This is a genomic window from Mesobacillus sp. LC4 (assembly GCF_053543455.1).
Window position 1 is genome coordinate 470,526 of record NZ_JBGCUB010000003.1, and the last position, 26,647, is coordinate 497,172.

At 39.4% G+C, this 26,647-nt stretch carries 21 protein-coding genes and 3 pseudogenes; 6 read left to right on the forward strand and 18 right to left on the reverse strand.

Annotated features, from left to right (window positions below):
* Nucleotides 1-44: 44 nt before the first annotated feature.
* Nucleotides 45-290 carry a hypothetical protein gene (locus AB5I83_RS13230; RefSeq protein WP_448975955.1) on the reverse strand — a complete coding sequence of 82 codons (246 nt, stop codon included), beginning with the start codon at nt 288-290 and terminating at the stop codon, nt 45-47.
* A gap of 48 nt (nt 291-338) precedes the next feature.
* Nucleotides 339-992: a hypothetical protein gene (locus AB5I83_RS13235; RefSeq protein WP_448975956.1), complete on the reverse strand. Its 654-nt coding sequence runs from the start codon at nt 990-992 to the stop codon at nt 339-341.
* Nucleotides 993-1,368: 376 nt separating this feature from the next.
* Between AB5I83_RS13235 and AB5I83_RS13240 the strand changes: the two genes are divergently transcribed.
* Entirely contained in the window at nt 1,369-3,375 is a 2,007-nt protein-coding gene (locus AB5I83_RS13240; protein ID WP_448975957.1) for a methyl-accepting chemotaxis protein, read from the forward strand.
* A gap of 407 nt (nt 3,376-3,782) precedes the next feature.
* On the opposite strand, the gene AB5I83_RS13245 is transcribed toward AB5I83_RS13240, so the two are convergent.
* A complete protein-coding gene (locus tag AB5I83_RS13245; RefSeq protein WP_448975958.1) occupies nt 3,783-3,908 on the reverse strand; it encodes a hypothetical protein in 126 nt (41 codons plus the stop codon).
* A 400-nt stretch (nt 3,909-4,308) separates the two neighbouring features.
* Here AB5I83_RS13245 and AB5I83_RS13250 point away from each other — a divergent pair, with 400 nt between their 5' ends.
* Nucleotides 4,309-5,262: a magnesium transporter CorA family protein gene (locus AB5I83_RS13250; RefSeq protein ID WP_448975959.1), complete on the forward strand. Its 954-nt coding sequence runs from the start codon at nt 4,309-4,311 to the stop codon at nt 5,260-5,262.
* Nucleotides 5,263-5,457: 195 nt separating this feature from the next.
* Nucleotides 5,458-6,277, forward strand: a pseudogene (locus AB5I83_RS13255) (MBL fold metallo-hydrolase).
* A 344-nt stretch (nt 6,278-6,621) separates the two neighbouring features.
* Here the strand turns inward: AB5I83_RS13255 and AB5I83_RS13260 are convergent.
* The 6 genes and pseudogenes from AB5I83_RS13260 to AB5I83_RS13285 form a co-directional block, all read right to left on the reverse strand.
* Nucleotides 6,622-7,236 (reverse strand): CPBP family intramembrane glutamic endopeptidase, encoded by a 615-nt coding sequence (locus tag AB5I83_RS13260; protein ID WP_448975960.1) that lies wholly within the window; start codon nt 7,234-7,236, stop codon nt 6,622-6,624.
* Nucleotides 7,237-7,323: 87 nt separating this feature from the next.
* Nucleotides 7,324-8,268, reverse strand: a complete 945-nt coding sequence (locus AB5I83_RS13265; RefSeq protein ID WP_448975961.1) for a hypothetical protein — start codon at nt 8,266-8,268, stop codon at nt 7,324-7,326.
* A 176-nt stretch (nt 8,269-8,444) separates the two neighbouring features.
* Nucleotides 8,445-9,215, reverse strand: coding sequence for a FixH family protein (locus AB5I83_RS13270; RefSeq protein ID WP_448975962.1), 771 nt, complete (start codon nt 9,213-9,215; stop codon nt 8,445-8,447).
* Nucleotides 9,216-9,478: 263 nt separating this feature from the next.
* On the reverse strand, nt 9,479-10,726 hold the full coding sequence (locus tag AB5I83_RS13275; protein WP_448975963.1) for a helix-turn-helix domain-containing protein: 1,248 nt from the start codon (nt 10,724-10,726) through the stop codon (nt 9,479-9,481).
* A gap of 82 nt (nt 10,727-10,808) precedes the next feature.
* Nucleotides 10,809-14,990: a S8 family serine peptidase gene (locus tag AB5I83_RS13280; protein ID WP_448975964.1), complete on the reverse strand. Its 4,182-nt coding sequence runs from the start codon at nt 14,988-14,990 to the stop codon at nt 10,809-10,811.
* Nucleotides 14,991-15,341: 351 nt separating this feature from the next.
* Nucleotides 15,342-15,689: pseudogene (locus AB5I83_RS13285) on the reverse strand (TasA family protein); the annotation flags it as partial.
* Nucleotides 15,690-16,326: 637 nt separating this feature from the next.
* On the opposite strand from AB5I83_RS13285, the gene AB5I83_RS13290 reads away from it, so the two are divergent.
* Nucleotides 16,327-16,680: a helix-turn-helix domain-containing protein gene (locus AB5I83_RS13290; protein WP_448975965.1), complete on the forward strand. Its 354-nt coding sequence runs from the start codon at nt 16,327-16,329 to the stop codon at nt 16,678-16,680.
* A 104-nt stretch (nt 16,681-16,784) separates the two neighbouring features.
* Here AB5I83_RS13290 and AB5I83_RS13295 read toward each other — a convergent pair whose 3' ends face one another.
* From AB5I83_RS13295 to AB5I83_RS13315, 5 genes are all read right to left on the reverse strand, one after another.
* Complete coding sequence (locus AB5I83_RS13295; RefSeq protein WP_448975966.1) at nt 16,785-17,060, reverse strand: hypothetical protein; 276 nt, start codon at nt 17,058-17,060, stop codon at nt 16,785-16,787.
* A gap of 66 nt (nt 17,061-17,126) precedes the next feature.
* Nucleotides 17,127-18,122 (reverse strand): hypothetical protein, encoded by a 996-nt coding sequence (locus AB5I83_RS13300; protein WP_448975967.1) that lies wholly within the window; start codon nt 18,120-18,122, stop codon nt 17,127-17,129.
* 2 nt (nt 18,123-18,124) lie between these two features.
* Complete coding sequence (locus AB5I83_RS13305; protein WP_448975968.1) at nt 18,125-18,292, reverse strand: hypothetical protein; 168 nt, start codon at nt 18,290-18,292, stop codon at nt 18,125-18,127.
* A 65-nt stretch (nt 18,293-18,357) separates the two neighbouring features.
* Nucleotides 18,358-19,080 carry an endonuclease/exonuclease/phosphatase family protein gene (locus AB5I83_RS13310; RefSeq protein ID WP_448975969.1) on the reverse strand — a complete coding sequence of 241 codons (723 nt, stop codon included), beginning with the start codon at nt 19,078-19,080 and terminating at the stop codon, nt 18,358-18,360.
* Nucleotides 19,081-19,506: 426 nt separating this feature from the next.
* Entirely contained in the window at nt 19,507-20,082 is a 576-nt protein-coding gene (locus tag AB5I83_RS13315) for a hypothetical protein (protein WP_448975970.1), read from the reverse strand.
* Between the two features lie 122 nt (nt 20,083-20,204).
* Here AB5I83_RS13315 and AB5I83_RS13320 point away from each other — a divergent pair, with 122 nt between their 5' ends.
* On the forward strand, nt 20,205-21,002 hold the full coding sequence (locus AB5I83_RS13320) for a nuclease-related domain-containing protein (protein WP_448975971.1): 798 nt from the start codon (nt 20,205-20,207) through the stop codon (nt 21,000-21,002).
* A gap of 163 nt (nt 21,003-21,165) precedes the next feature.
* Here AB5I83_RS13320 and AB5I83_RS13325 read toward each other — a convergent pair whose 3' ends face one another.
* On the reverse strand, nt 21,166-22,497 hold the full coding sequence (locus AB5I83_RS13325; RefSeq protein WP_448975989.1) for a CoA-disulfide reductase: 1,332 nt from the start codon (nt 22,495-22,497) through the stop codon (nt 21,166-21,168).
* Nucleotides 22,498-22,835: 338 nt separating this feature from the next.
* On the opposite strand from AB5I83_RS13325, the gene AB5I83_RS13330 reads away from it, so the two are divergent.
* Nucleotides 22,836-23,918 carry a nitric oxide synthase oxygenase gene (locus AB5I83_RS13330; RefSeq protein WP_448975972.1) on the forward strand — a complete coding sequence of 361 codons (1,083 nt, stop codon included), beginning with the start codon at nt 22,836-22,838 and terminating at the stop codon, nt 23,916-23,918.
* 308 nt (nt 23,919-24,226) lie between these two features.
* Here the strand turns inward: AB5I83_RS13330 and AB5I83_RS13335 are convergent, their stop codons facing one another.
* From AB5I83_RS13335 to AB5I83_RS13345, 3 genes and pseudogenes are all read right to left on the reverse strand, one after another.
* Nucleotides 24,227-25,132: a zf-HC2 domain-containing protein gene (locus AB5I83_RS13335; protein ID WP_448975973.1), complete on the reverse strand. Its 906-nt coding sequence runs from the start codon at nt 25,130-25,132 to the stop codon at nt 24,227-24,229.
* Nucleotides 25,129-25,617, reverse strand: coding sequence for an RNA polymerase sigma factor (locus AB5I83_RS13340; protein WP_448975974.1), 489 nt, complete (start codon nt 25,615-25,617; stop codon nt 25,129-25,131). Before AB5I83_RS13340 ends, AB5I83_RS13335 begins: the two co-directional genes overlap by 4 nt.
* Before the next feature lie 623 nt (nt 25,618-26,240).
* Nucleotides 26,241-26,647: pseudogene (locus tag AB5I83_RS13345) on the reverse strand (SDR family oxidoreductase); the annotation flags it as partial.

Sequence of the window (26,647 nt, forward strand, 5' to 3'; positions counted from 1 at the left end):
TGAGACTCCTCCTATACGGTCCTCTTCGCATCAAAAATGAACTATTAGATCAGGGATAAGTAAGCAAACAAAAATATCAGAGCAATATACTTATAAGCCCTTTTTTCCGTAGTGAATCTTTCTTTAATATCCTTCGTTAAAAATGAGAGCAAAACAATGATCAAAGAATATGTAAGCACTTCCTTAAGTGAAGTCTGTCCTGTAAAAAAGGTTAAAACTAGAACAACGCTCACTATTGCTGTTAAAAGAATGGTAATATACTCAGGCTTAAAATTTTTGGCGCTTTGCAAATTTCATCCTCCTCTATAAGACTATTGTTGATAGCAAAACTCCATTCTTCATGCACGCTTTTTCACATGGATCATACTAATCCCCAATACTGTAGCAGGAAAAAGAGCCAGGACAGAACCTATGAAAAACTCATAAGATTCTTTTACCGTATCTGGTTGGATGAAGTATGTATTTCTTATAAAATTGAGCGCAATAAATATGATCGCAATAATAACCACGGCTCCAATGGTTCCCGTCACATATGCTTTATAACCATTCATTTCCCTAAATTTTTGGGATGAGATGAATAGAGACAAAACAACATAAATGACAGCACTAGCAGCATATAGGACCAGGGTTAACTGAGAGTAGTTTACTTCCTCGATAATTTGTCCCTCCCTGACTCCAATTGTATACATTCCAGTTGACGTCAGGAGTAGTTGAAAGCTTATTACCAGCAGGAAAAAGAAGAGCTGCAGCCCTCCCTTAATCCAGGATGTATACTTTTTAGAAAGGGATAAACCGTATCCAAATAGCGCAATCGAACAGATTAGCAGAATGATATTACATATATTTAGCCAGCTTGGCAGGATGGAGATTGACTGTAAATTTACCACTGACATAAACAGGCTCATAATAAAAAATGCAATAGTTATAAATCTGATATTTTTTTGCATCTCTTCTTTCGTTGTATGACCTAGCCTGGTTTTAACCGTCTTCATCGCAAACTCCTTTCTATCTAGGTGTTTAATTAAGTTCAACAAAAAGAGCGTTAATCCTTCTTGGATCAACACTCCTTCAAATCGGAGGAACCTTAGCATAGGAATGGACTTTTTAAACTCCCGGGGAAGAATAAAAAACAAAGAAATAATGATGAGTCGGTTAAACAGGACAAGACTTAAAAATGAAGATGACCATTTTAGATAACAGCGCTTTAAAATAAACGTAATATGAACATAAAAATAGAAAATTCTCAATTAGAGTACAAGTGAGAAAGTACTGTATTATTTTACAAGTAGTAAAATTATAAATTCTCTTCCTTTTGTTCCGATAAATAAACAAGAAATTGTTTTTGAAAAGGGACTAGGAGGCAAAAGGATGTTTAAGAAAATTCAAACCAAGATTATGCTTACAATGAGCGTGCTAATTGCAATCACGCTAATAGGAGTCTCAGCACTAACGTATTTTCAAACGAAAAGAGAAATTCTATCAAACGTAAATACCAGTTCAAAATCTCAAATCGACGATTTAAAGAGCAACATTGATCTTTATCTTAACTTTTATGGCAGCACGGTTGACCGCTACAGCAAAGATAATCGGATAGTTGAATATTTAAAAGAAGTGAAGCAGAACGAACAAACAGGCTTGGAAGCATATTGGCCTATTGTAAGCAGTGATTTTGAGAATTTTATGGGACTTAATCAAAACGTAGCTGTTATTTACGTTGGGGCTGAAACAAAACAATTTAAAACGACCCCAGTTATTGATTTGCCGACGGACTTTGATCCGACTGGACGGCCATGGTATACAGCTGCTCTTAAATCACCGGATAAAGCACTTTGGACAGAACCATACCTGGATGCCAGTTCAGGTGAATACGTGGTTACGGTTGTTAAACCCGTTATAGATCTAGTATCGAAGGAAGTGCTGGGAGTTGTAGGATTAGATTTAAGCTTATCGGGTTTGTCAGAAATGATTAATAAGACCGCAGTAGGATATAAAGGATACTCCTTACTATTAGACAGTAATGGAATGGCGCTCGTCCATCCGAAAGAACAGGGCAAGGATTTAAGCAAGAAACCATATTTCTCAGTGTTAAAAGAAAAAGATGCAGGTTTTACAAAATATGAGGAAGGTAAAACAGAAAAACAGTTATTTTATCAAACCCTGGACCAGACAAACTGGAAAATTGGAATGGTGTATGAAACCAACGAATTATTGGCAAGTGCACAAAAGCTAAGAAATTTGATTCTAATCATAGCTTCATTGACCGTTCTTGCTAGCCTCGCCATTACCTATTTCCTGGCAAGAAGCATAGCCAATCCGATCACTTTGTTGAATAGTCAGGTCCAGAAGGTAGCTAAAGGTGACCTGACCGTTAATGTAGAGGCAAATTCTAAGGATGAAACCGGCCAGCTTACAGAACACTTCAATGTGATGGTTGAGAATATGCGTACACTCATTTCATCCGTAGAAAATTCGGTTGAAAGCGTCAATGATTCTGCTTCGAACTTAACTGCAGTTGCTGAAGAAACCATCGCTGCAAGTGAGGAAGTGGCCAAAGCCATTGGTGAGGTGGCCGCAGGAGCTACACAGCAAGCTCAGGATTCTGATGAAGCAAATAATCGTACTGTAAGCTTGTCACTTCAAATTGAAAAAGTTCAGGAAAGCATGGATCAAATGACAGGACTATCGAGACAAGCGGAGAAAACAAATCAACAAGGACTTGAACAAATGAATTCCCTTAGGCATAGTACTGGAGAAAGTGATGAAGTCATTAAGAATGTAGGAAATGTCATTAACAAGTTGGCTTCAAAAGTTCAAGAAATAGAACAGGTTATCCATTCCATAACGGAAATTTCCGAACAGACCAATCTTCTTGCTTTAAATGCAAGTATTGAGGCAGCAAGGGCTGGCGAAAGCGGAAGAGGCTTTGCCGTTGTTGCAGAGGAAGTTCGAAAACTGGCGGAGCAGTCGGCAAAAGCGGCACAACAAGTTAAAATCACCATTTCCTCCATCGAAAACGAAACCAATATCGTCGTGAAGGAAATGGAACAAACCCTTAAGATATCCCATTTGCAAAACGAAGCAGTTAGCCATACAGAAATTGCTTTTAATGAAATCTCTCAAACCATTCAAAATATTGTTCAATCCATTGATACAATAAAGGCGGATGTAGCGAATATCAATGAGCTAAAAGACGATGTAGTAGCGTCCATTCAAAGCATCGCCTCCGTTGCGGAACAATCGGCAGCTTCATCTGAACAGGTTAGTGCATCTACTGATGAACAGGTACGTGCGTTAGGTTCAGTAACCCAATCTGCCATAGAGCTAAATGGGGCCAGTGCCGAATTAGCTGCATTGATCAAACAGTTTAAAATTTGATAACAGCTTACATTGTTCTGTGAAAGCCATTAATGAAAAATGGACGAGAGGAAGCCATACTTCGTAAAGAAGTGTGGCTTTCTTAATTAGAGAAGCAGAGGGACAGACCTTTTGCTTCCCAAAACAATTACGAAAAAGGAGCAAAAGATACGTTCCCATGTTCCCAAGCTTTTCGAAATTGGGCTACTTCGGACAGCTTTAACCGGAATCTGTATAAAGTTGGCCGAACTTGAGGCTACTTCGGACAGTTTTGACGGTAATCTCTGTAAAGTTGTCCGAACTTAAGACGTGTTCCAGCTGGTCTGCCAGCAAGATCTTAGAACCTTTCCTTTCTCTCTTAAAAAAGGCTTTCTTATATGAGACCAGCAGTTCATCAACGAATGCTCCCTGGCGCAAAATCCTGCTATTCAGTTCCTTCTTAATCTCAGTAAAAATGTATCCAGCTCATCATTGGACCGGTTCAAGCCCATCTGCTTCATACCGTACTTTGCATCCTCCACTACTTCTCCGACACCACAAGCAGAATAAGGCACATGTGCGGATCCCTACCTACCGATTCTGTCCTCAATGCAACCGGATAAACCATCGCCTGCGCCTGTCCACCCAACTTCTACTTCTTGCCTCTGAATCCCATCGCCTGTACATAATCGAACAACTGAAGCTCAGGCAGTAAAATACGAAGCCATTTTTGGAAACCCATGATCCAACCTCACCTTACCTATGATATTCTACTATTTTTTAACCAATGTATAACAATTTTAATTATACTTTCCATTTTTAAAAAAGGCAGGGCTAATCCGCTGCCTCTTCTATCTTCGGGACACAAGAACTGTCTTTTTGCCCCTTATGCCTTAAAACTAAAGCTAGTTCGAAAATAAAAATTTCTATAACAACACAAAATAATGGTAAATCCATATTAGGAGACAAATATAGATGCTCATATACTCATCAAACAATAAGTCCGTTACAAAAACAGAAGATCTTTCCCTTCCTGCTTCCAGGGAAGATATCGCATGGATCCATTTTCATCCATCGAATGCCGATAAATTTCAACACTTTATCAAAAGCTTGGACATTCACCCTTTGGCATTGAAAGAATTACAGGAATTTAGTGATATTCCAAAGATTGATGTGTTTAAAAATGAAGCCATTATTTCACTAATCGCGATACAGCAGGATTATACCCGAGTTAAAATCACAATATTGATTGGCCATAATTACGTAGTATCAAAGGTTGAAAAAGACCTTCATTTAGTAAAAAACTTAGAACAGCCATTCCTTGAAACTCCCCAAAATATGTCTCATGTTGGAATGATTCTATTTCACATTCTTGACCAAACCATCTCTCAGGATTTAGAAATGATTGATAAAATTGCAGATGAAATTCAAAGCTTAGAAAAAAAGGTTTTTAAAGATCCATTTGAAAACAATATTGCCAGAAGTGTATATAGGTGGAAAGCGACCCTGCATGAATTAAGACAGACAATGGAGGCACAGGAAGATGTAATGGAAACCATTAGTTCAGAAAAGTTTTCTTTCACTAATGAAGAGTCTGGATTTTTCATACGAAATCTTAACAATAACTATGCCCGAATCATTAATGCACTCGACACATTCAAAGAAAGCCTTAACAGCATTTTTAATTTGCAAATGACACTTAAGGCCGATCACTCCAATACAATCATGAAGACATTGACTCTCGTAAGCGTCATATTCCTGCCGATGACTTTTTTAGCGGGTTTATATGGCATGAACTTCGAGGTCATTCCAGAGTTAAAGTGGGATTACGGCTATCTTTACGCGCTAGTTTTAATGCTTGTGACTGGTGTATCCATCGCCTTATACTTTCGGAAGAAAGGCTGGTGGGGAAGTAGCAAGAAGGAATAAGGCGGTGTTGTCGAAGAGCGAGAAGTGCAGGACCACATTTCCATTCGGAAATGGAAGAATGAACTGGAAAATGAGACAGGCAGATGGATGTATCTTTTGCTTTTAAAAAATTCCCGAAAAAGCAGCAAAAGTTCCGTCCCTTCGCTCCCTTTGAGTTATAGTTAGCGTAACAGGAGATTTAACGTTGAGGGTGTGATGAAATTGCTTCTAAAAAAAAGTGCATCAAAAGGCGAGAAAAGTGGAGTCGCATTTATTAATGGAAAAGTTCGTTTTCAGGGTGTCTCCTTAAACGTCTATAGTTTTGCCGTTGATGGCATTTTAATCGATACTGGAGCACAATCCTTGAAGAAGTATTTTGAGGCCTTCATTGATGAGGTGGATTTCCATCAGGTCGTGCTGACTCATTTTCATGAAGACCATACAGGCTGTGCCGCCTATGCCGTAAAATCAACACAACAACCTATATATCTGGACCAAAAGTCTATTCAGTCTTGCAGCCTGAAGGCAGATTATCCCTTATACCGACAGCTTTTCTGGGGCCGAAGAAAGCCATTCCACGCTCAAGAGATGCCTGAAACTTTCACTTCCAACACCGCAACCTGGGATGCGATCGATACACCAGGCCATGCACATGACCATAAGGCCTTTTTAAACAGGGAAACAGGCCAATGATTTATTTGTTCAGGAACGCACCAAGGTGGTGATGACAGACGAAAGCATCCCGCAAATCATCGACTCCATAAAACGGGTACTTACCTATGACTTCGAGGAGATGTTTTGCAGTCATGCAGGGTATGTAGAAAATGGTCGTGTTGCTCTAACCCGCAAGCTCGATTATCTGCTGTCCATCCAACATGACGTCATCACGCTCCATGAGAAAGGCGAACCTGCCGATGAAATCTGTAAAAAACTCTTTCCTAAAAAGTACCCGATCATAAAGTTTTCTGGAGGCGAGTGGGACTCCCGCCATATTGTCAGTTCCATTTTACGCGGACAACAAACAAGAGAGATTTAAGATTGTTTAAAATTAGACCGTTTCAAGACGGTCTTTTTTAGAAACACAGGGACGGTTCCGGCGTTCATAAACTGCTAAAATATACAATTTACTTGAAACATAAGAACTGTCCCCACGTTCTCCCCCCCTCAGACCTTACCACCCTGCTGCCTTGGACTTCTTCTATAACGGTCTTTATATTCCTTGACACCATTATGATGGGGCTGCTGAAAGAAGAATTCCAGCCTATCACTTACTAAGACTTGGCTTCAACGGCCAAGTTTTTTATTTGCAGGAACCACTTCCATTACTCCTGGCTAGGCAGATAGCAGAGAGCCTAATTTCCAACACGCCGCCACTTATCATCATATCCCCTTTAACTTTATGAGATTATATTTAAACAATAAAGTCATCCCGACGTTCATTAAAAAGTGCGTCGCAATTGGGACGATCAGGTTACTTGAATAAAAGAAAATCCAGCAAAATACAAAAGCAGGAACCACTAAATTGAACAGCATTACTGGTTTTTTGAAATATTGAAAATGGTAAACAGTAAATAGAACGGTTGTACCGATAATCGCAGCCCAGTAATGGTCGAAGGTGTAAAAAATATAGCCTTGAATAATACCTCTAAACAATAACTCCTCAAATAACACGGCCAAAAACATAAAGATGATGATGTTGAACAGGCCTTCATTTTGGTATGTTTTATTTGTCTCATCAATAAATTTTGCGGGAGTTATTAATGTTAAAACAACCCCAAACAAAATCAGACCAATTGAAGCGATCAGACTACTAACTAACAGTTTAAAAGGGGATGCGAATGAAAAAGAATCTTCTATTGATACAATCCCTGATTTAATAAACACAATTAGTAATACTCCCAAAACCAGTGATAGTATTGCAAATATTGGCATAGCCTTTCTCATACTAAATTCTTCGTTGGGACTTTTTGTTTCTTCAATGACAGATCCTTTCACTTCCTCACCTCTTCATACTTTTCCACTTGAACATAAATTCATGATAACTTATTCCGTAGTGACACGGGGGCATGCCCTTGTTCCTTTTCAACAAGCAGACGTTTTCAGTTCACTTGTATTCTTATCAAAAAGCTCCAGGGCTTTGGAAGATATGTTTTGATAATCTTCTTCCAACCAAACATTTATATTAGACTCATAATCTTTTTCAAATATTGCATAAGACAGATCCTTCATAATGTTGTATGAAGCATACGGGTGGGGAAAATCAGGGTCATTTTTTGCATCGTTCAGGAATTTCTTTAATATTGAGTGATCTTTGGTATAAATAAGCTCTACTAGCTTTGCCCGATATTCTAATTCAGCGGAGTTCAAACCAGGAAAGGATCTGTAGTCAGATAAATGCTGGGCTTCGTGTTTTAAATACGATACCTGAAAATCGTCGTGATCTAAGTTTTTGTAACGTTTGAAATGACAATACAAGCCGGCCTCATTTGCCCATCCGCCGACTGTTCTATTGTTGAAAGTTGCGAATCCCATCCAGCCTTCAAGCAAGAAATCTGACATCATATGTACAGTCACAGTGACCGATTGATGAGGAATTTCAACATTAAAATCAATCGATTCACACCGTTTCCAAATATATGCTCCTCTAAATGGAGGAGTAACTCCGCCCAAGAAATGATATCCCTTTTTAACAAAAATAGCAGCCAGCTTATTTTCAATTTCATCATTCGTGACTGGGGACTCAACTTTTAAAATCATTTTCAATCTATTATTCAGTTCTAACTCAGCATGATGCATTAAATCTGCATTGGTTAATACGGTTCGGAAATATTGATGATATGCTGCCAGTACATCCTTAATCCATTTATCTTCATTCAGAATAGGTTCAACTGGTTCCTTGGAATAAAACCTTTCCATATACATCTGCTGTATCTCTTCCATATCCTTTGTTTTTGGCTGAATAGAACTTAGATAGTCCAATGCTGCATTTAGATCTCCTTGAAGGCACAATGAATAAAATCGATCCATTTATTACTCCCCTTTTTATAGATAAGCACCTGTTTAACTTGCTGATATAACTAAAAAGTTCAATATATGACAAGAATGGAGCATGATTGTTAGTTAAGTTCAACAAAAAGAGCGTTAATCCTTCATTTTTGGATCAACGCTCTTTACTTATCTTTTTAACAGTTGTTTGCTGCTCACTAATTCACTGTAATGGTTTCCTCTTTATGGTCGTGAATGTCTCCCTTTTCAACATGAACCTTTATATGATACGTTCCTGATTTCGGGAATACTTTCTCATAAATATAGACACCATTTTCTATTTCAGCCGCTTCGATAAATTCATGGACGGAATCCTCGCCATGCCAAATCTCGAATCGGACTGCTGCGTCTGTTAAAGGCTGATTTTCGTTTTTAATTTGAGCTGATAGATTCACTTTCTGATTCACTTTAAAATCATGGTTAGTATCCAGGTCAATTGATACATGACTATGATGGTGGTCACCTTCTGCTCCTTCCCCATTCTCATGGGAGTCTGCAGAGTCACCATGTTGATGTTCTGTTTCACTGTCAGTTCCAGCAGGATTTCCAACCGTTAATTTTTCACTTGGCATATTATGCATGGACCTTGCCGTAACATGGGCCGTTACCATATACTCCCCATCTTCTTTAAAGGTTTTCTTTATTTCATACATACCTTTTCCTTGATGAGTTGCCTTAATCATTTCCGAATCCTCGTCCCCCACTTTGCGAACTTCGAATTTGACTTCATCAGCATCTTCCACTTTTTCTTCCCCTTGTGTCACTTCCGCTGCCAGAACGACTTCGTCACCCACAGGAATATCTTCTGGAGTAATAAGGTCCACTTCCAATAATTCAGGTTCTTTCTCTTTGTTTACTCCTGAATCTGAATTGGAGCATCCTGTAATGATAAAAAATAGAGTAATAAATAGGATCAGATATTTTTTCATTTTAAACACCCCGTTCAATCAATCTGTTTGTAGTAATTATAAGAGGTCGCGGATTTGCTTTTATCGGGTCTGTCTTTGTTTTTACTGTTTTCACTTTTTCAATCTCCTTTATAAATGATTCAAAATATCATTAATCATATTCTGCAAGTGTGAGAAAAGAATGAAGTTTTGTTTGAAGTTTAACATTTTTTTGACGGACCTTTTGCTTCATAAAATAAATCACGAAAAAGGGAGCAAGGGGTACGTCCCCTTGCTCCCATGTCTCATTCATAATCATAAAAACTCTTTTTCGAAGATATGTATGTGCTTGCGAGTTCTAATGCTTCTTCTTTATTCCCATTTTGTAAATAATATTTAAAGAGTTTTCTTTCATAATGGTCGATGAGGATAACGTATCCGATTTGTTTGTAATAGGGGATTACCTTCTCCTCGATCAGTTGAAAATATTTCTCTTCTTGTTTTGTCAGTTTATACAAGTGCAGCTGAAAGTTCATCCAGTCAGGGGAGTTCATGGAGTTGGCATGCTCCAGGCCTTTTTCGGCGAGCGTTCTGAGGGTGGCCGCTGAATATAGCCTTCCACTATGACAAGTATGAATATAGCCATCCAGACTAGATAGATAATGAGGTGATGCCTCTCCCAATAAATCGATTGCTTTTTGATAGTAATCGGCAGATTCTTTGTACATTTTCCGACGGTAGCATTCAAACCCGAGGTTATGATAGATCTTTCCGATCCTGTCTTTGGAGTGAAGAGATTCACTCAATTTAATCAATTGCTCGTACTTTGCCTTCGTCTCGGCAAAATCGTGAAGCTCTTTTGCATTCAGTTGAACAATCAGTAACATTTCCGTATCAATAATTCGAATGATATTTAATGTCCTCTGGAAAAAGGCCAAAGCTTTCTTCCCGTAATAGTAAGCGGTGATATTGGAATGGATTGCATGATAGGCAAGCGCTAAATGATAAAAATATTCTTCATTGCTATATTGTTCGGGGTTGATGGAAGTTAAACAGTCGATACAATCTCGAAATTGTCCTTTTAAAAAATGATAGATCCCTAGAGTGTGCTTTAATGCATTTTGATTTTGAGGAGACAGATCCCCGTCTTGTTTTTGCAAGCTTAGTATCATGTTATAAGCCAATTCTAATTTATGTTCAAATAGATAATACCTTGCTGAATACAATCGGAATAAAATCTGAAACTCCGGCATGCCAATTAAACGTTCTTTTTCGAGCTCCTCTTTTAAGGACCTTGAATCATTTTCCCGCTGCATGATCATCGCTTCCAGCCATTGATCCAGTTTCTGTGATGATTGGTGATGGCGGATGATTTCATCTTCAAGTTTAATGTTTAGTTTTTTTGCAAGAAGCGCTGTTATTTCAGGAGAATATTCGGTAATTCCTCTCTCAATCTTACTAAGATGGGTAACGGAGCATATTTCATTGCACAGCTCCCCTTGTGTCAAATTCGCTTTTTCTCTGTAAAATTTGATGATTTTCCCCTCTATCATGCGGCACCTCGATGAAAAATAGTTTTTAACATTATAACAAAAAAGCAGGAGACTTTTCTCCCGCTTTTTCTGCTAAAAATAATTATTCCTTTGGTTCAAGGCCGATCATATTCAAAAAGTCTTTTAATCCCTTTTTTCCGATGGTCGCCATTGGCTGCGCACCTTTTCCTGCTGCCTGGCCTTTGGACATGAAGTTTTTCTCAATGAACCTCACATCGGTTTCATCAACCATACCATCTTGATTGAGATCCAGGTTGACATTGTCTGGGTTCTTTTCACCATAATGGTTTACAACCTCTTTGAGATCACGGATATCAATGATTTGGTCTCCTGTCACATCACCAGCGAGATTCTTTCCCGGATTGTCCCTCCAGTAAATCCCACGGTATTCGTCATTCACTTGAATACCGCCCATGACGTTCTTCACCTGTGTTAAATGACCTGGAATTTCCGTGAAAATCGTATAGGAAACACCAGCTGGAACAATCACTTCGTATAATCCGCGATCATCTAAGTTGGCAGGATAAATGCTGCCATCCTTTCCTTTTGCATAAACCTTTAGGTTCAGCTTTGTTAAGTCATACTTACGGTCGATCCAGCCGCCTTCTGTCAGGAATGCTTCTGGGGATATGTTTCCACTCAGTCTGGAATGCTTGGAAATAACTTTGAAGCTTGTTAAGCCGTAAGCCGGGATTTTTGTTAATTCTGCCTTGCCTTGCTCCTGGTAAGTTAATTCCTTCAAGCGGACTCCCAGACTTTTACTGCTGAATGTATCATCAATAAGTTTGAATGTGACGTCAAGGAATGGGGTATCGCCGCTGATTCCCTCAAATCCCTGTCCTTCCAGGGAAGCCCCTACCTTTACAGTGTTATTACCGACTACTGGCTCGTCAAGCTTCACTTCCGCACCTTGTTCTGCAGCAAGCTTTTCAAATTCCTCGTTTACTTTTACATGCTGGAATTCCATCGTGTCAATAAATAGATCAATATTTAAAGAACCTGAAACCATTTTTTTCACGTTATTCAAATCAAGAGTCACTGTAATTTCATCATTTAACTGCGCACTTTCCTTATTGAATCGGCTTGTTGCGTACCCTGTACCCTCTTTTAAAAAGACGTATTTAGGGGACCCTAAACTGTCGGCAGCGGTTGCTATATCCCATGGCATCAAACCGAGCTGATATGGTTTTGTCCCATACTCTTCAGGAAGCACCCCGAATTTTGTATCCCCATTATCGGCAAGTCGCAGGAATCCCATGATGAACGCAAGGCCATTTTCATAATAGCCTACAGTATTCGACTTCTGTGTGTAATCAAAGCCTCTTTCCTGCAGTAAATCGACCGTTGTATCGGTTACCTTTCCATGTACCCAGAGAGCACGGGTCCCATCTTCCTCTGTCAACATGCTGTCATTCACTTCTGTTACCCCAGGTTCAATATCAAGCTCCACTTTTGGCGGTGTATTATCGACTACCCCAACACTTTCAGAATGATAGGTTTTTCCATCTTGATCCGTACTGATCAGATCAAGGACATATTCACCCTCAGGCAGCTTGTGAATATAATCGGCAATTGGCTGCTTCTTATCCCCTGTAAACGGGTAAGCAAGTCCTCTATGGCCAAAGAAAATGAGATACTCTCGATCAGGGACAGCATTTGTTGCGTCATAGCTTCCAATCACGCCAACTGCCTCCCCTGTTTTGGCATCTTTCACGATCAGGTCAAAACGCTCCATCGGGCTTTTGAACTTGAAAGCAAAATGCGTTCCAGGTGCATAGTACTGATGGAACGGTGTATCATTCGATACGGAAGGCGAGAGCGGCTCAGCATATGCTATGCCTTTATCTGTCACACGAATGGCAAAAGGAACCTGGTAGCTCTCCTCTGGATTTGCTTCATTTGTAAAATGAATATAACCTTCGTAACGCCCTAGTTCAGCATCTTGCGGAATGGTGATAGCGGCTTCGATCGCTTTCATCTCTCCTGCTGCTACCGAAAAGGTTGCCGGAACATTCACCTTTATTTTATTTTCAAGGCCATCCTGTACACCTTCTCTTGCCTGATGATACTCGATTTCTGCCTTAAACGATTTAGTTTGTGTACCTTTATTCATTACGTTAATCTTGCGGCTATTCTGGACATCTCCGCCATCGATATAATGGTTGCCAAAGCTGAGAGAGCCTGTAAGATCCTCTACTTCTACATATTCACCGTTTTCAATATGATCTGTTTTATCGACTACTTTAAAAGCAACATCCGAATGGACCGCTTGATAGGCATCCACCCTACCGGTTCCTACCTCATAGACCGAGTAATCACTCTTCAAATCATCTGCCGTGTTCATCAGGGCTGCTTTCACTGCGAACGGGTCAATCCCTGGCTGTTCTTGTAAAATCAATGCTGCAACCCCAGCAACATGAGGAGTCGCCATCGAGGTCCCATTCAACCTTGCGTAGGCTGCGGTAAAATCAATGCCTTCCTCCGGGCTGTTCATATACTCAGGATAGGTGGAGAAAATAGATACTCCAGGTGCTACCAGATCCGGCTTGATATCGTAGCTGCTGTTGACCGGCCCTCTTGAGCTGAAGTCCGCAAGAGAATCCCCCTCTGTTTTAATCGAAGAAAGCTGATTGAACATAATGGATGCATCAATCATTCCCTTAAGATACTCTCCATCCGCTTTTGACAACTGGAACGTAGGAATGTATTTCGTATTTTCACCGATATAAACCGGGATTTCGCCTTCTTCGTTGTTGTAGATGATCACAGCCATTGCGCCAGCATTTTTCGCATTCTGGACCTTCGCTTCAAAGGTAAGCTCTCCCCGTTCAATCAGCGCGATTTTTCCAATCAGATCCTGGCCATTGAAATCCTCTGGCTTGCCCAATCCTGCGAACACAAGCGGATACGATTTTCCTTCCAGATCCTTCAGGTTATCGGTAAAATTTTTCGCAAGAAGTTTCATATTTTCAAAATTCAGATCCCCGGCACTACCCTTAAAGGACGGAATGGACATAGCAGCGTCACTTGCACCTACGGTAATGCCGAATGCACTCGTACCAGGAGAACCCAATGTCTTTTCATTCGGCCCGGCATTTCCTGCAGCTACGACTGAAACGACTCCAGAAAGCATGGCATTATTAATCGCTACAGATGTTGGATATAAAGGATCGTTGACTCCTGCTCCAAGTGACAGGTTGATGACATCCATTCCATCGGCAACCGCCTTATCAATTCCAGCCAGCACGCCATCAGTCTGTCCGGTCCCATATGGTCCCAGCACTTTATATCCATACAAATCAACATCAGGCGCAACCCCTTTTACCGCATAATCCACACTGTTTTGTTTTTGCGCAGCAATCGTCCCTGATACATGTGTACCATGAGATGTATAGTAAGCTCCTCCTGAATAGTTGTATTCTGGATTTTTGGTACCTTTCCAATCTGAATAAGTTGTTTCCATCGGATCCGCATCATTATTAATGAAGTCCCAGCCTTTTACAGAAGACGGATCGACTGATTTAGGATCGATACCCTCCTGCCCGCGGTATCCTTTATATGAATCTGTTAGATCGGGGTGAGTATAATCAAGACCTGTATCCAATACCCCTACTTTGATGCCCTCGCCCGTGATTCCTTCATCATGCAGTTTATCCACCCCAATTTGCGGTATGCTATCTGCCATCTTAGGGGTAATTTTTTGCTGCTCGCCGTTTGGGAACTCCAGCTGAACCTGGGCATTGCTCCAGATCCTCTTGACTGCCCCTGATTGGAGAAGCTCTTCAACAGCAGTTCCCGGCAAACTCATCGAGACTCCGTTAAAGGCATTTTTGTATTCACGTTTAATTTCGATTGAACTAGGATCATAGAGGGTACCACTTCTCTTAATCTTCAGGGCTTTTACATGTTCCTTGAATTCCTTGTGGGATTGCTCTACTTTGTCCTTCGCAGTGCCAAGTGCCAGCTTTTTCCCCTTCAAAGCCGCTTTCTTCACCTCAACCTTTGCCGGTGCCTGGCTGAACTCGACGATCACATCTACAAGTTCAGGAGTTTTCGTATTCACTTCAGGTGAAATGATAAATCCAGGACCTACCTCTAGCTGCTGCAACGCTTCTCTTTGTTCATTCGATAGACTGTTAAGGATTCTCTCAGCTTCTTCAACTGTCACTCTAGGTTTCTCTGCCATAACATTAAAAGGTATAGTAGCTGAAATCATCAAACCAGCTGCCAAAGCCCCAGTTATTAAGTTCTTCCGTCTCTTCATGTCCATCCCCCTGATTCTAAATTGATAGAAAAGTAAAAATACTTTCTATATTCATAGTAAGGTTGGCTATTGCTCGTCGTAAATTGGGGTAATGAAAGTGGGACAAATGGGATAGGAGGGCGGTTCTTGCGTCCCAGAACTTCCTTTTAACTGGGGATTCACAGGTTCTTGTGTCCCGAAAATCCATGCTTCCTTATTATTAATCAGATAATAAACCTTCAAAATTTAGAGAAGACATTAATTAATTCAATGGTTTCGACTCCCGAATGGGTGCACATCACCGTCCCTACGTCTCCTAAAAAAAACAGGACCTCCAGTAAAGGAAGGTCCCATTTTGTGTACATTTATAGATTAGTTGTTATCTGGATCTGTATCGTCATGGTAGGTTGAATTGCCTGTCTTCGCGTCAAATGTCCAGTCTACTTTTAGCGTATCACCCTGGAACTGGTTTTGATCTTCTCCATTATCGACGAACTCGAATAGAACGAAGATTTTTTCTTGCTGTCCTACAGGAATTCCGTCTGGCTGCAGATTAGGATCATCATCACTACTTCCAATAAAGGTAGGGATGGCCGTCACATCAGGAGTTTGTGCTTTTAATTCAGCCAGGGTCGTTTCAACCACTGTGTTCGCTGCACTGCTTGTATTGTACATGATGGTTACCTTGATATGTTCTGCTAGATCTCCGGTGTTATCTTGTTTTACATCCTCCGCTGCCTATGATGCTGTGGGTGTTCCAGCTGAATAGTTGACCACAGCTAAAAATTTGGATTCCTTATAGATTTATAAAAATGACTTATACCCGTTCGAGCAGACTATCACAACCATCTGCCCGATCGGGTCCTTTTTTAAATGCTCTTTTCATGAACATTTTATCTTTTTTTGCCCTATTAAAATTTGTTCTAAATAAATAGGCGGAGAAATTCCGCTTATTAAATTTTAAACCGCGAAAATTGATGACTTTTAATTGAATAGCCGGAAAAACTCCGCTTATTTCAGCTTAAAATAACTCCATTTTAATAATAACCGGAAAACTTCCCCTTATATTTTACTCTTCGTCGACCCTATCTGCTATCTGCCGTCTTTTTCGCAGTTAAATCACCGCTCTTTATCCACGCAACAAAGCAGACCAGATGAAAACAGCCTTTGAATAAAAGGCTTTTGGTTTACTAGATTTCCAATAATAAGAATTGGATAGTCCTAATTAAGGGTTTTAATTTGCGAAAATATAATTCGTATAGTGCAGTGAATGGCAACCCGCTATAATGAAATAATTTAAAGCTGACAAAAGTAATTCCTAGAAATAATTGGATGATATGGGCCAGGAGTGGATTTCATGTTAGAAGGGGAAATCATCAAATTTTACCGCAAAAAGGCTGGACTGACACAGGAACAATTAGGGAAAGACATTTGTACGGCAGTTGCTGTTTCTAAAAAGGAGAATCACGAATTATATAAAATCCTATTCACACTAATCACATATCGGATCCACAATGAATGGAACAAATATTATCAATACATAACAGAAACAGCCCTGCCATTCTTTCATTCCCACCATCATGTAACACATGCCAATAAATACAGAAAAATCATGTACAGCTATTTTGTCCAGATGAAACAATATGAACAAGCAGTGGAAATGAGTAATATTTTGATTAATGATCCGGAACATACAAACACCCGTGTTTAACTCAATGAATATCAGAAACAACACATAAAAACAGACGGTTCTACTGTTCAAGTAACCATGCTACTGAAACGCGAGAACCGTCCTCCATTTTATAGATTGATTGATTATTTAATCCCTTGTTTTAGTATTTCTTTAGCTTCTGAGGTAATTAGTGAACTATTATATAATTTCACAATCGCTTTCACCATATCAATTTCATCAAACGCTGGGGCATTATTGACAGTCATTCCGTTCTTTGTGTATCTCATTAAAAGTTGGACCTCATTTTTAGGTACTCCATTTATAACAGGAGTACACTTATCAAACACAATATCATATGCCTCATCAACATTGTGCGAAATACGATCATGACGTTTGTACTTTGTTTGGGGTTTATTCAACTTGGCTTCCTCCTTTTATGATATTAAAAAGATTCCCTCTAGTCTGTATATATTAACTCCTTGGACTTATATACCAGACCCAACCCTATTCAAGTACATTTTAGCTATTTGTTCCTGGCCAATGACTCTCCATTTGATGTCTTCATTTTCAGCCTTCAATAACTCTAGTCTTCTTTCAAGCTCGACCTCAAACTCCTCCGTCAGGTCTCCGATTATAAACAGGTAGGCAATCGAGGAACCCGAGTTTCTTATACACCTTTCCAGATCATCTATCGGTCTTTTCGTTTTTACGGCACCCATATAATTTTTGCATTGGACTGGAATATCCTCATGTAAAATTGACCCATCGATTGGATCCAGAATCCTCATCGTGAGATCCCATCCTTGACCGGAGTCTCCCTGCTTCTTGACTTCCAACCCAGAAGTCGAACGAATGAGGTCAGCAACAAATTTCTCAAAATAAGCACTCGGCCATTTCGTCGAAATTCGCTTATAGGTTTGCATGATGACATCTTCTTCTAGCACCTTTGACTCGTACTCTGCGGTATGCTCAATCTCATTGGCCTGCAAAAATTCGGCATCCCTTTGCAATGATTTTTCCAAGATCCAATCCAGTTCCTCCTTGGCCAGGTCATCATAAATCTCATAGTAATGGCCTCGTTTGGAAAGGTGGTGCCTCAGTGACTGTGAAACCGCCTGGGACTCCACGTTTATAAATGCCTCTGTTAAAAGCTTACACTCTATATAATGGTTAAAATCACTCTCTTGAGGGTCTGTCGAATGATACTCCCCTGTCACTTCAGCGATGAGAAATTTCCGCAATGGTCTGCTTAACTGAATGATTAGTCTGTCGCCCTTCGTCAGCCGGTTGATTAAAAACTGTGTGTACCTCCAGACGATTTTTTCATCCGCAGTCCTGGCAGATGAGGATTTCGCCTTAATCACTCTCAAGTCAGACCCAGCACTGCTCCAGCCAAACCTTGCCCGCCCTTCCTGAAGCTCTTTTAACATCCAATCTTCCTCATCTTTTCTGATTGCCACAAATTTAAAATAACGCGACATGTTCATTCACTCCTAAACCCTAATTTTTCATAATAACCGCAGAAATCACTGCACACCCAGGCAGGATAAATCGTCTCAATCTGTATAGACCCATCTCTAAGTTCAATAATGTTCTCAAAAGCATCCTCTATCATCACGCTGCCGCATTTTGGGCAAAGCTCCGTTCGCATTTAGGCTCCCCCTGTGATTTTGATAAATAAAAAGCTTATAAAAAAATAGAAACTCGGATCTTTATTCAATCATCCAATTCAGTATTAAGTTCCATGGATATAGGCATATGATCACTTAAATTAAGCCATTCTTCATATGTTCCGATTTTGAGATTTCTTATCTGCTTAAGGATTGTTTCTGATGCAAAAATAAAATCAATGTGAAATGGGCTAGATTTATTCTTCCTAAAATAATGCGTTGGCTGTATTTCGAGACCATGTTCTTCATTAAGCAAATGATGATAGGCGCTTCTAATTTTCATTTTCTCCAGAAGGTCCACTACTTCTGAGTGGGTTCCTACCCGTTTAATATGATCAAATATTTTATTACTGTTCCAATCACCTGCAATGATACAAGGCTCCTTAAGTAAGCATTCATAATACTTTAAAGCTAGATATATTTGCCCTATATAACTATCAAACCTGCTCTTTGTAAGCTGAGACCAAACTGCAAACAGCAGGAAACTTTGCTTTCCAGTAACAATTAATGGAATAATATAGCGGAAGTCCTTATTATAGGACGGATGTAACTCTATACTAAGGGCTTCATCTAAATTGAATATTCCAATGCCTTTGTTCAGATTGTCACCAAACCAGAGAAACTGATGAATATCCTTATGTTGATCTTTCCCTCTCCATTTTTCTGGAGCTTCACATTCCGGTATGACTAAAATATCTGCATTGAGCGGAAATATACTATCAATTTTATCTCTGAATCGCATAGAAGCATTCCATGTAATGAGCTTCATATTTTAACTCCTTCAACAGATGGTTAAATTTGTACAGGAAATCAAGGGGACGCATCTTATGCTTATAAAACCAGAAGAAACACTAAGTAAGTCCCCATTTCTAGAAAAAAGCATGGAACTATTTTTCCACTGCTTCATTGTTCATATCTGATGGTAATCGATAAAGCTCCCCGCTGCTTCTTTTCTGGAGAATATATTCCATATGTACCGTCTATCATTTCTTTCATTGTACAAAATTCAATCAGATCGCTAACTTGAATTCCCCTTATTTTTCATCGTTTAAACGAACATCTATTTTCTTCTTCGCCTCAATGATTGATTGAAAGTATTCTTCATACAAACCCATTCTGTGTAGCACGCTTTTACTCCTCTATTAATTAAGAGTAGTTCTGTATAACACTCCTTACCTCTTACATATCACTGGAACTATTTCATCATTTCATCATTTCCACTATGAGAAAGTACCGTCCAGGTCATCTCCCCATCAATATAGTGCCCTGATAGCTCTGTTAATCGATCTCTTGCCCATACTTGTTGTTCCAGTGTCAGCCAGGAGTCATCTTCAATGAATTCGTATTCCGCTTCATGGATAAAGGCTAAATAGTATTGAGTAATAGCCATTGGTGTGGCATCTAAATAGTTCTTAATTTTTTGCACATCGTCCTCGAAAAACTTCATAGTACCGCATGCTTTATATTTCAATTCGATGATTGACAGAACATTTTCGATGTCATCTTTCAAATGGTCATTGTTACCTGGATTGTCATTCAATTTTACAATGGCAAGATCCGCAATAAATCCACCATGGTAAAATTCCGTAAAGATCCTTAGATTATGCTTTTCTAATAAACTAGCAAGCTCCGTTCGCAAATGGTAGTAAAGAGCATTCTTTAACGTATCTTCTTTTAAAAGATAAAACGACTTATGGTCTACTGAAATCTTATTTACCCAAATATTTTTGATAGCCCGGTCAATTGTTTTTTGTATTTGCTTCAAATCCATTCAAATCACCCCTCACCATTAAAATTAGTTATTTTTTCCATTATATCAAAGTAAAACTTAAATAAAGCAGGTATTAGAACGAAAGTATAAGAGAGGATACTTAACAGCAAGGAGAGAGAATCATGTTATTATTTCTAAATTTCTTGAAGAAGCAGAAGACAGAGGCACCATCTGTAAAGGCGAAGACTATCGCTACAAAACAGATTGCCGTAAGAAAAGGGGAAATTGGCGAGTATAAAATTGATATACAGCTGGACCAGCTCCCAAAAGACTGCCGCTACTTGAGTGACCTCCTCATAAAGAACCCAAAAGCGAAATCAGGTTATTCACAAATCGACCATGTGGTGCTGACACCATACGGCATTTTTGTCATTGAAACAAAAAATTATCAAGGAACAATATACGGCGGGAAAGACAGGAAAACATGGTCAGTCAATGGGAAATTCAAAATGATGAATCCATTTGTCCAAAACTACGGGCATATAAAAGCACTAGCTTACTTAGTGGATCAAAAGTATCAGAACCTTTTCATATCAATTGTATCTTTCACCAAGCGCTCTACATTTAATGTAGACCCGGGCTACCGAAAAATTGCATCTAACGAACTCATTGTCTATGATATCGAGCTATCAGAATTCGTTCATAGAAAAGTATCTGTATTAAAGATTCAACACAAAGAACCTCTCTTAAGCGAGAGGGTGATTTCAGAGATTTACGCTGTCTTTTCAAATGCAGATATAAAAGACCCTGCAATTAGACGAGAACATGAACAGGCATTGAAGGCAAGTGGCTCAAACACCACCACTCAACCAACTTGTTCTATCTGCAATAAACCTGTGTCAGATAAAGTTAAAGCTTATTGCTTATCAAACCAAAAATTCAATGGCAAGATTTATTGTTATGAACATCAGAAGAAGTAGCTTTAGTTGAACAGAAAAATATAAAATAAAGGAAAAAAGCTTGGATGTTTTCCAAGCCTCTTGTTAGCAATTTGATTAAAATTAAAATCCAATTTTAAATACACTGTCGGCAAAGTCAATTAAAACCGAAATTGCCGACAGTATTTATTTATGCCATTCCCCTCTACTCCACCCTCCTGGCCGCCTGCTGAATAGGATCCCACACTCCATTATATGGAGGAGCATAGGCCAGGTCTAAATCAAGCAGCTCTTCAGTCGTCATGGAATGAAATATGGCTGTCGCTAGGACATCGATTCGTTTGTCGACGCCATTTCCGCCAATGATTTGACCGCCAAGAACCTTATGTGTCTCTTTATGATAGACCAGTTTCAGCTTCATCTTTTTATCATTCGGATAATAACCAGCGATATCTCTTGCTGTGATGGTTACAGAGCCACAGGGGATGTTCAGCGTGTTTGCCTCTTTTTCTGATAGCCCTGTTCTCCCCAGGGTTAGATCGAAAAACTTAATAATCGAAGTGCCGACAATTCCTTTAAACGTTTTATGTACATCGACCATGTTCAATCCGGCGATTTGTCCTTGCTTGTTGGCATGTGTTCCTAATGGGACATGGTCGTCCTTCTCTTTTACCCGGTGATATTGTGTGGCACAATCTCCAGCCGCGTAGATATCCTCCACACTTGTTTGCATATAGGCATTCACCTGGATCGCGCCATTTCCAATGGTTTTGATTCCTGTTCCTTCTAAAAAGGAAGTATTGGGCTTCACACCTACAGCGACCAGCACCAAATCTGTGTCATACTCTCCTTTATCGGTTTTCACAGATTCCACATGTTCACTTCCGCCGAATGCTTCCACGGATTCACCCATTTTCAACACAATGTTTTGCTTTACTGCTTCTTCGTGGATCAGTTCGGCCATGTCTCTATCAAATATTTTGGCTAGTTGCTCATTTCTCTCAATGACGGTTACCTTCTTGCCAAGCTCCGCAAAACTTTCGGCCATTTCAAGTCCAATGTATCCGCCGCCAATCACCGTCACATTCTTAATATCTTTATCCAGATAATCCATGATTGCTTTTGCGTCAGGGATGGTTTTTAGTGAGAAAATACCTGGAAGTGTCACACCCTCCCACTTCGGAATGACCGAGCTTACACCAGTCGCTATCAGAAGGCGGTCATAGGGAAGGCTGAACGTCTCACCATTATTATGGTTTATCCCACTGACCATTTTATTTTCTATGTCCACCTTCTGGACCTCATGAAATACACGTGCATCAATGCCATACTTCTCTTTAAAAGTAGACTGAGTGCGCGCGATTAACTTATCTGTGGACTCAATCTTCCCGCTGATCACATAAGGCAGGCCACATTGTCCATATGAATACACGCCTCCCTTTTCCAATACAGTAATTTCATGTCCAGAGCTGTTCCGTACCATTTGCATCGCAGCGCTCATACCTGCTGCATCGCCGCCAATAATCAGTATTTTCATCTTCATCCCTCCACTCCTTGTGTATCCATTTATGATTCAGTTTTAAACATTGGGGGTTATAATCTTTAGGATAAGACTGCTCTGAAAAATTTAGTACACGAAAACCATTTTAAATTTCGAATTTCAGAATCCTATCGCTAATAGTTCTCCAAAATGAGCAGACTCCCTTCTTCTCGTCAGCGGAAAAATCCAAATACTTCAGGTATATAAGTTCTAGATATTCATAGATCCCTCTTTGGGAAAAATAATGTTTTGTTGCCGAGAACCTTCCCCAATTTATTGATAATGCAGCCTTCATGTTAAAATAATGACGACATCAGTAACAGGAGGATTCAAGCTTGGTTAATCAGTTGGTCATTGAAGCGGAAAGATTTATAGTGAACTGTTATGGAGAACTGCAAAAATCGGAACAGGAAGTAGAAAGAAGAATTCATTTCATTAAGCAGGAAATTTCTCAAACCGGGACTTATGAACATACTTTTGAAGAACTAGAACATGGGGCGAAAATGGCGTGGAGGAATAGCAACCGCTGCATCGGCCGTCTTTTTTGGGATACTTTGACTGTATTTGACGGTCGAGGTCTGCAACAGGAAGACGAAATAAAGCACGCCCTGTTCCATCATATAGAATATGCAACGAATCAGGGGCGGATCAGGCCGACAATCACCATTTTAAAGCCAAAAAAGAACGAGAAGGATTCTGCTCGGATCTGGAACCATCAGCTTGTACGGTATGCTGGTTATGAAACGGAAACTGGTATCATCGGTGATTCAAGCTCTATTGATTTTACAAAAGTGTGTGAACAACTAGGCTGGGAAGGCGCTGGAACAGATTTTGATATCCTGCCATTGGTTATTCAAGTCGACGGCAATCCGCCAAAATACTACCCCATACCCGAGAGCTTAGTGCTTGAGGTCCCGTTGCGCCATGAGGAATTTGAATGGTTCGAGGATTTAGGCTTGAAATGGTATGCCGTTCCGTTCATATCCGATATGAAGCTTGAAATTGGCGGAATTGAATATACAGCTGCCCCATTCAACGGCTGGTATATGGGAACAGAAATAGGGGCGCGAAATCTGGCAGATGAAAACCGCTACAACCTTTTACCAAGAATCGCAGATCGAATGGGGCTGAATATGAAGAAAAATGCTTCCTTATGGAAAGATCGGGCCCTTATTGAACTTAATAGCAGTGTGCTCTATTCATTTAATGAAGACAGAGTGGCAATTGTCGATCACCATACTGCGGGAATGCAATTTAAGGTTTTCGAAGAAAAGGAAAAGGGAGCTGGAAGGAACCTGACAGGAGACTGGACATGGCTGATTCCGCCAGTATCCCCTGCTACGACGCATATCTTCCATAAATCATATGAAAACGAAATCCTAAAGCCAAATTATTTTTATCAGGAGAAGCCCTTTTAATGAGGGACATGGGGACGGTTCTTGTGTTCCTTACTGGTTATACAACCCCCACCTACAAGGCTTATCTATCGGGTTCCCTTTTGAAAGATAAAAGCATAGTAAATAACAACGCGTTTCACATATGAATGACCAAACAAAATCGCATACTATTTAGCAATAAAGAAGGAGCTGGATCTGAAATCCTAGCTCCTTTCTTTGTATTCTTTGTTCAAGTAACGCACCCGTATGTTGAAGATGGACTCATTAATCAGAAATAATGAGTCCATCTTCTGCAACTTCCTATTATAAACCAGTGAATGCAACAACTATTATAAAGTGCTTTTCGGATTCTTGATTGATATTTTTTTTAATATATTCCTTCCAGCTAACAACGCAAAATATAAAGGAATTGTGACAAGTAATATTACATAAAGGTCTCGTCCAGCAAGGTAAGTGGCTGAGTGAAGACCTTTTAAAAGTAAGTGAGCAAACAGGTACGAGATAGGCAATAGAATCATTTTTTCTAGTCCATTTCTTATTTTTTCGTTCTTACGGAATATGACCAATCCAATTCCACAAATAAGTAAAAATCCTATAGCAAACAACATATAGTAGCTTAAAACAAGCCGAGGTAACGTCATGACAGAACCATCCGTTATTGGTTTTCCATAAATTAAAGTATTTTCACTTCCATCGGTATTGTAATAGTAGATCGAAGCGACCGTTTCCCCATTCGGGTTTAAGACCGTATTTTCCAGGTTGTTTTTGATTATTTTCTGTTGCCACATCGTTTCCCATGTAGTTATATCATAGACATAACCTGAATTGTCTGCTGCTGGATATTGATTTACATTATATCCAGAGACTTCTTCACTAAAATTCAAAAGTACAGTTCCGTCATCCTTTTCAATAATTGAAACCGCATTTTCATTATAAGAGATGTATGCTGGGGTTGTCAGATAAGCGATTGTAACCACTGCAAAAACCAATGTTACCATGACTGAAAGAATAATCGTTTGCAGCTTTTTCTTCCGCAATGTATTTTGTATGTTTCTTAAGGGAGCTATATCGGTATCTACTGGCGGTTCTTCAAAAGTCCTCATTTCTTTAAGTCGTTTTTTACAGTTCTCACAAGAAGCTATATGTTCTTCAACTAGATCTCTAGTATCTTGACTTGCCATATCCTCGACATATAACGGCAGTATATCTCTAATCATATTACAGCTAATTTTCATCGATAATCCTCCGATCGCGCTTTAATTTTTTCTCTAGCACGGTGATAAGTAACACAAGCCCAGTTTTCACTTTTTCCAAACAATTTGCCAATTTGCTTAAATGACAGTTCTCCAAATGCACGGAGAGTAAAAACCTTTTTGTATGGCTCTTTCAAATTCTGGATAACTTCATGTACTTTCATAGACGCTTCTGAAATGGCTATTTCTTGTTCTACATTGTCTCCACTAGCTGATTCTGGAACCGACTCAAGATCCACCAAGCTTTTATTCTTACGCAAATAAGAGTAATAACTGTTTTTGGCAATTTGGCATAACCAAACACGGATATCACTATTCCCTCTGAAACTGTCTAGCGATGTTAATGCCTTCATAAAAGTTTCCGAAGTGATATCTTCAGCGATATGCTTATCGCCAGACAAACTATACACATATAAAAATACATCTTTAAAGTATTTATTATAAATATCCTCAAGCTGTGTCACCATCTCACCTCCTTACATATAAGACGCGATAAACTCAAATATCTTACAATAATATAAGAAAAACCGTACAAAATACTAACGGGTTTACTTGTGAGGTGCAATACGTTAAATCACAGTGCTAATCGCAAGGCAAATAGCAGTATATTTCACGGAAAAAAGGCTCAGAGTGATTTTCTACTCTAAGCCTTTTTGTGTTATGTTATTTAACTAAAGCACCCATATGTTTAAGTGTAATGTTTCACAAAGCATGGCGCAATTCTACCTTGAAAATCTTATTAACGCGCAAATTGAAGGAGGATTTACAGTAAATTCAGGTTAGCAAGTATAATCATTAGGATAATCCCTCCGTATATTAGAAAAGAAACTATGGCTGCAAACCACAAAACTGCTTTATACACGGGATACTTGTAGGCAGTATAAATAAGAATGCTAATCTGAATAAGCATCATTACGACAAGAAGGACCCTTCCCCAATTAAGAGTCATATTTTCACCATCCAAATTAATGTAGCCTACTTTTCCCTTTCTTCCTATATAAGTAAACCTTCTTCGTTTAAATAAGTAAATCAATAAAAAATATATAGAAACAAAAGAAGGTCCTCTCAGAAAGTCTAAGCTTACAATACATCATTGTAGCTTATTACTTAGATATTCCCCGAATGTGATTTCCCCCATTTTCCGCAAAGAATTTGTATTTTTACCCTCGGAGATAGATTTGTATAGTTTCCCTGGAAAAGAAATACTCAAAACTTTATTTGGTTCATTATTTTTTTTGATTTTCAGTTCAGCCATTTCTTTTAATGTCATAATATCTGGTCCACCAAAGTCCTCCGCTCTTCCTTGTGGATCTTTTTCCACTAAACCTATTAGATGACTGGAAAATTCACCCACATCAACACTTTGAAATTTAAAGTTTCCAGGGACAATATATCTTTTAAAGTGTGGTTTGGATATAAATAAATTTTCGACAAAGTTGTGGAACTGAGTGGCACGAACAATCGTATGAGGGATAGAACATTTTTTTAACAACTCTT

Coding starts and splice junctions, on each gene's coding strand:
- AB5I83_RS13320 (WP_448975971.1), top strand. CDS start 20,205: ATGTTATTATTTCTAAATTTCTTGAAGAAGCAGAAGACAGAGGCACCA.
- AB5I83_RS13235 (WP_448975956.1), bottom strand. CDS start 992: ATGAAGACGGTTAAAACCAGGCTAGGTCATACAACGAAAGAAGAGATG.
- AB5I83_RS13335 (WP_448975973.1), bottom strand. CDS start 25,132: ATGAAAATTAGCTGTAATATGATTAGAGATATACTGCCGTTATATGTC.
- AB5I83_RS13265 (WP_448975961.1), bottom strand. CDS start 8,268: ATGGATCGATTTTATTCATTGTGCCTTCAAGGAGATCTAAATGCAGCA.
- AB5I83_RS13340 (WP_448975974.1), bottom strand. CDS start 25,617: ATGGTGACACAGCTTGAGGATATTTATAATAAATACTTTAAAGATGTA.
- AB5I83_RS13270 (WP_448975962.1), bottom strand. CDS start 9,215: ATGAAAAAATATCTGATCCTATTTATTACTCTATTTTTTATCATTACA.
- AB5I83_RS13315 (WP_448975970.1), bottom strand. CDS start 20,082: ATGGATTTGAAGCAAATACAAAAAACAATTGACCGGGCTATCAAAAAT.
- AB5I83_RS13325 (WP_448975989.1), bottom strand. CDS start 22,497: ATGAAAATACTGATTATTGGCGGCGATGCAGCAGGTATGAGCGCTGCG.
- AB5I83_RS13290 (WP_448975965.1), top strand. CDS start 16,327: ATGTTAGAAGGGGAAATCATCAAATTTTACCGCAAAAAGGCTGGACTG.
- AB5I83_RS13280 (WP_448975964.1), bottom strand. CDS start 14,990: ATGAAGAGACGGAAGAACTTAATAACTGGGGCTTTGGCAGCTGGTTTG.
- AB5I83_RS13305 (WP_448975968.1), bottom strand. CDS start 18,292: ATGCGAACGGAGCTTTGCCCAAAATGCGGCAGCGTGATGATAGAGGAT.
- AB5I83_RS13275 (WP_448975963.1), bottom strand. CDS start 10,726: ATGATAGAGGGGAAAATCATCAAATTTTACAGAGAAAAAGCGAATTTG.
- AB5I83_RS13240 (WP_448975957.1), top strand. CDS start 1,369: ATGTTTAAGAAAATTCAAACCAAGATTATGCTTACAATGAGCGTGCTA.
- AB5I83_RS13250 (WP_448975959.1), top strand. CDS start 4,309: ATGCTCATATACTCATCAAACAATAAGTCCGTTACAAAAACAGAAGAT.
- AB5I83_RS13310 (WP_448975969.1), bottom strand. CDS start 19,080: ATGAAGCTCATTACATGGAATGCTTCTATGCGATTCAGAGATAAAATT.
- AB5I83_RS13300 (WP_448975967.1), bottom strand. CDS start 18,122: ATGTCGCGTTATTTTAAATTTGTGGCAATCAGAAAAGATGAGGAAGAT.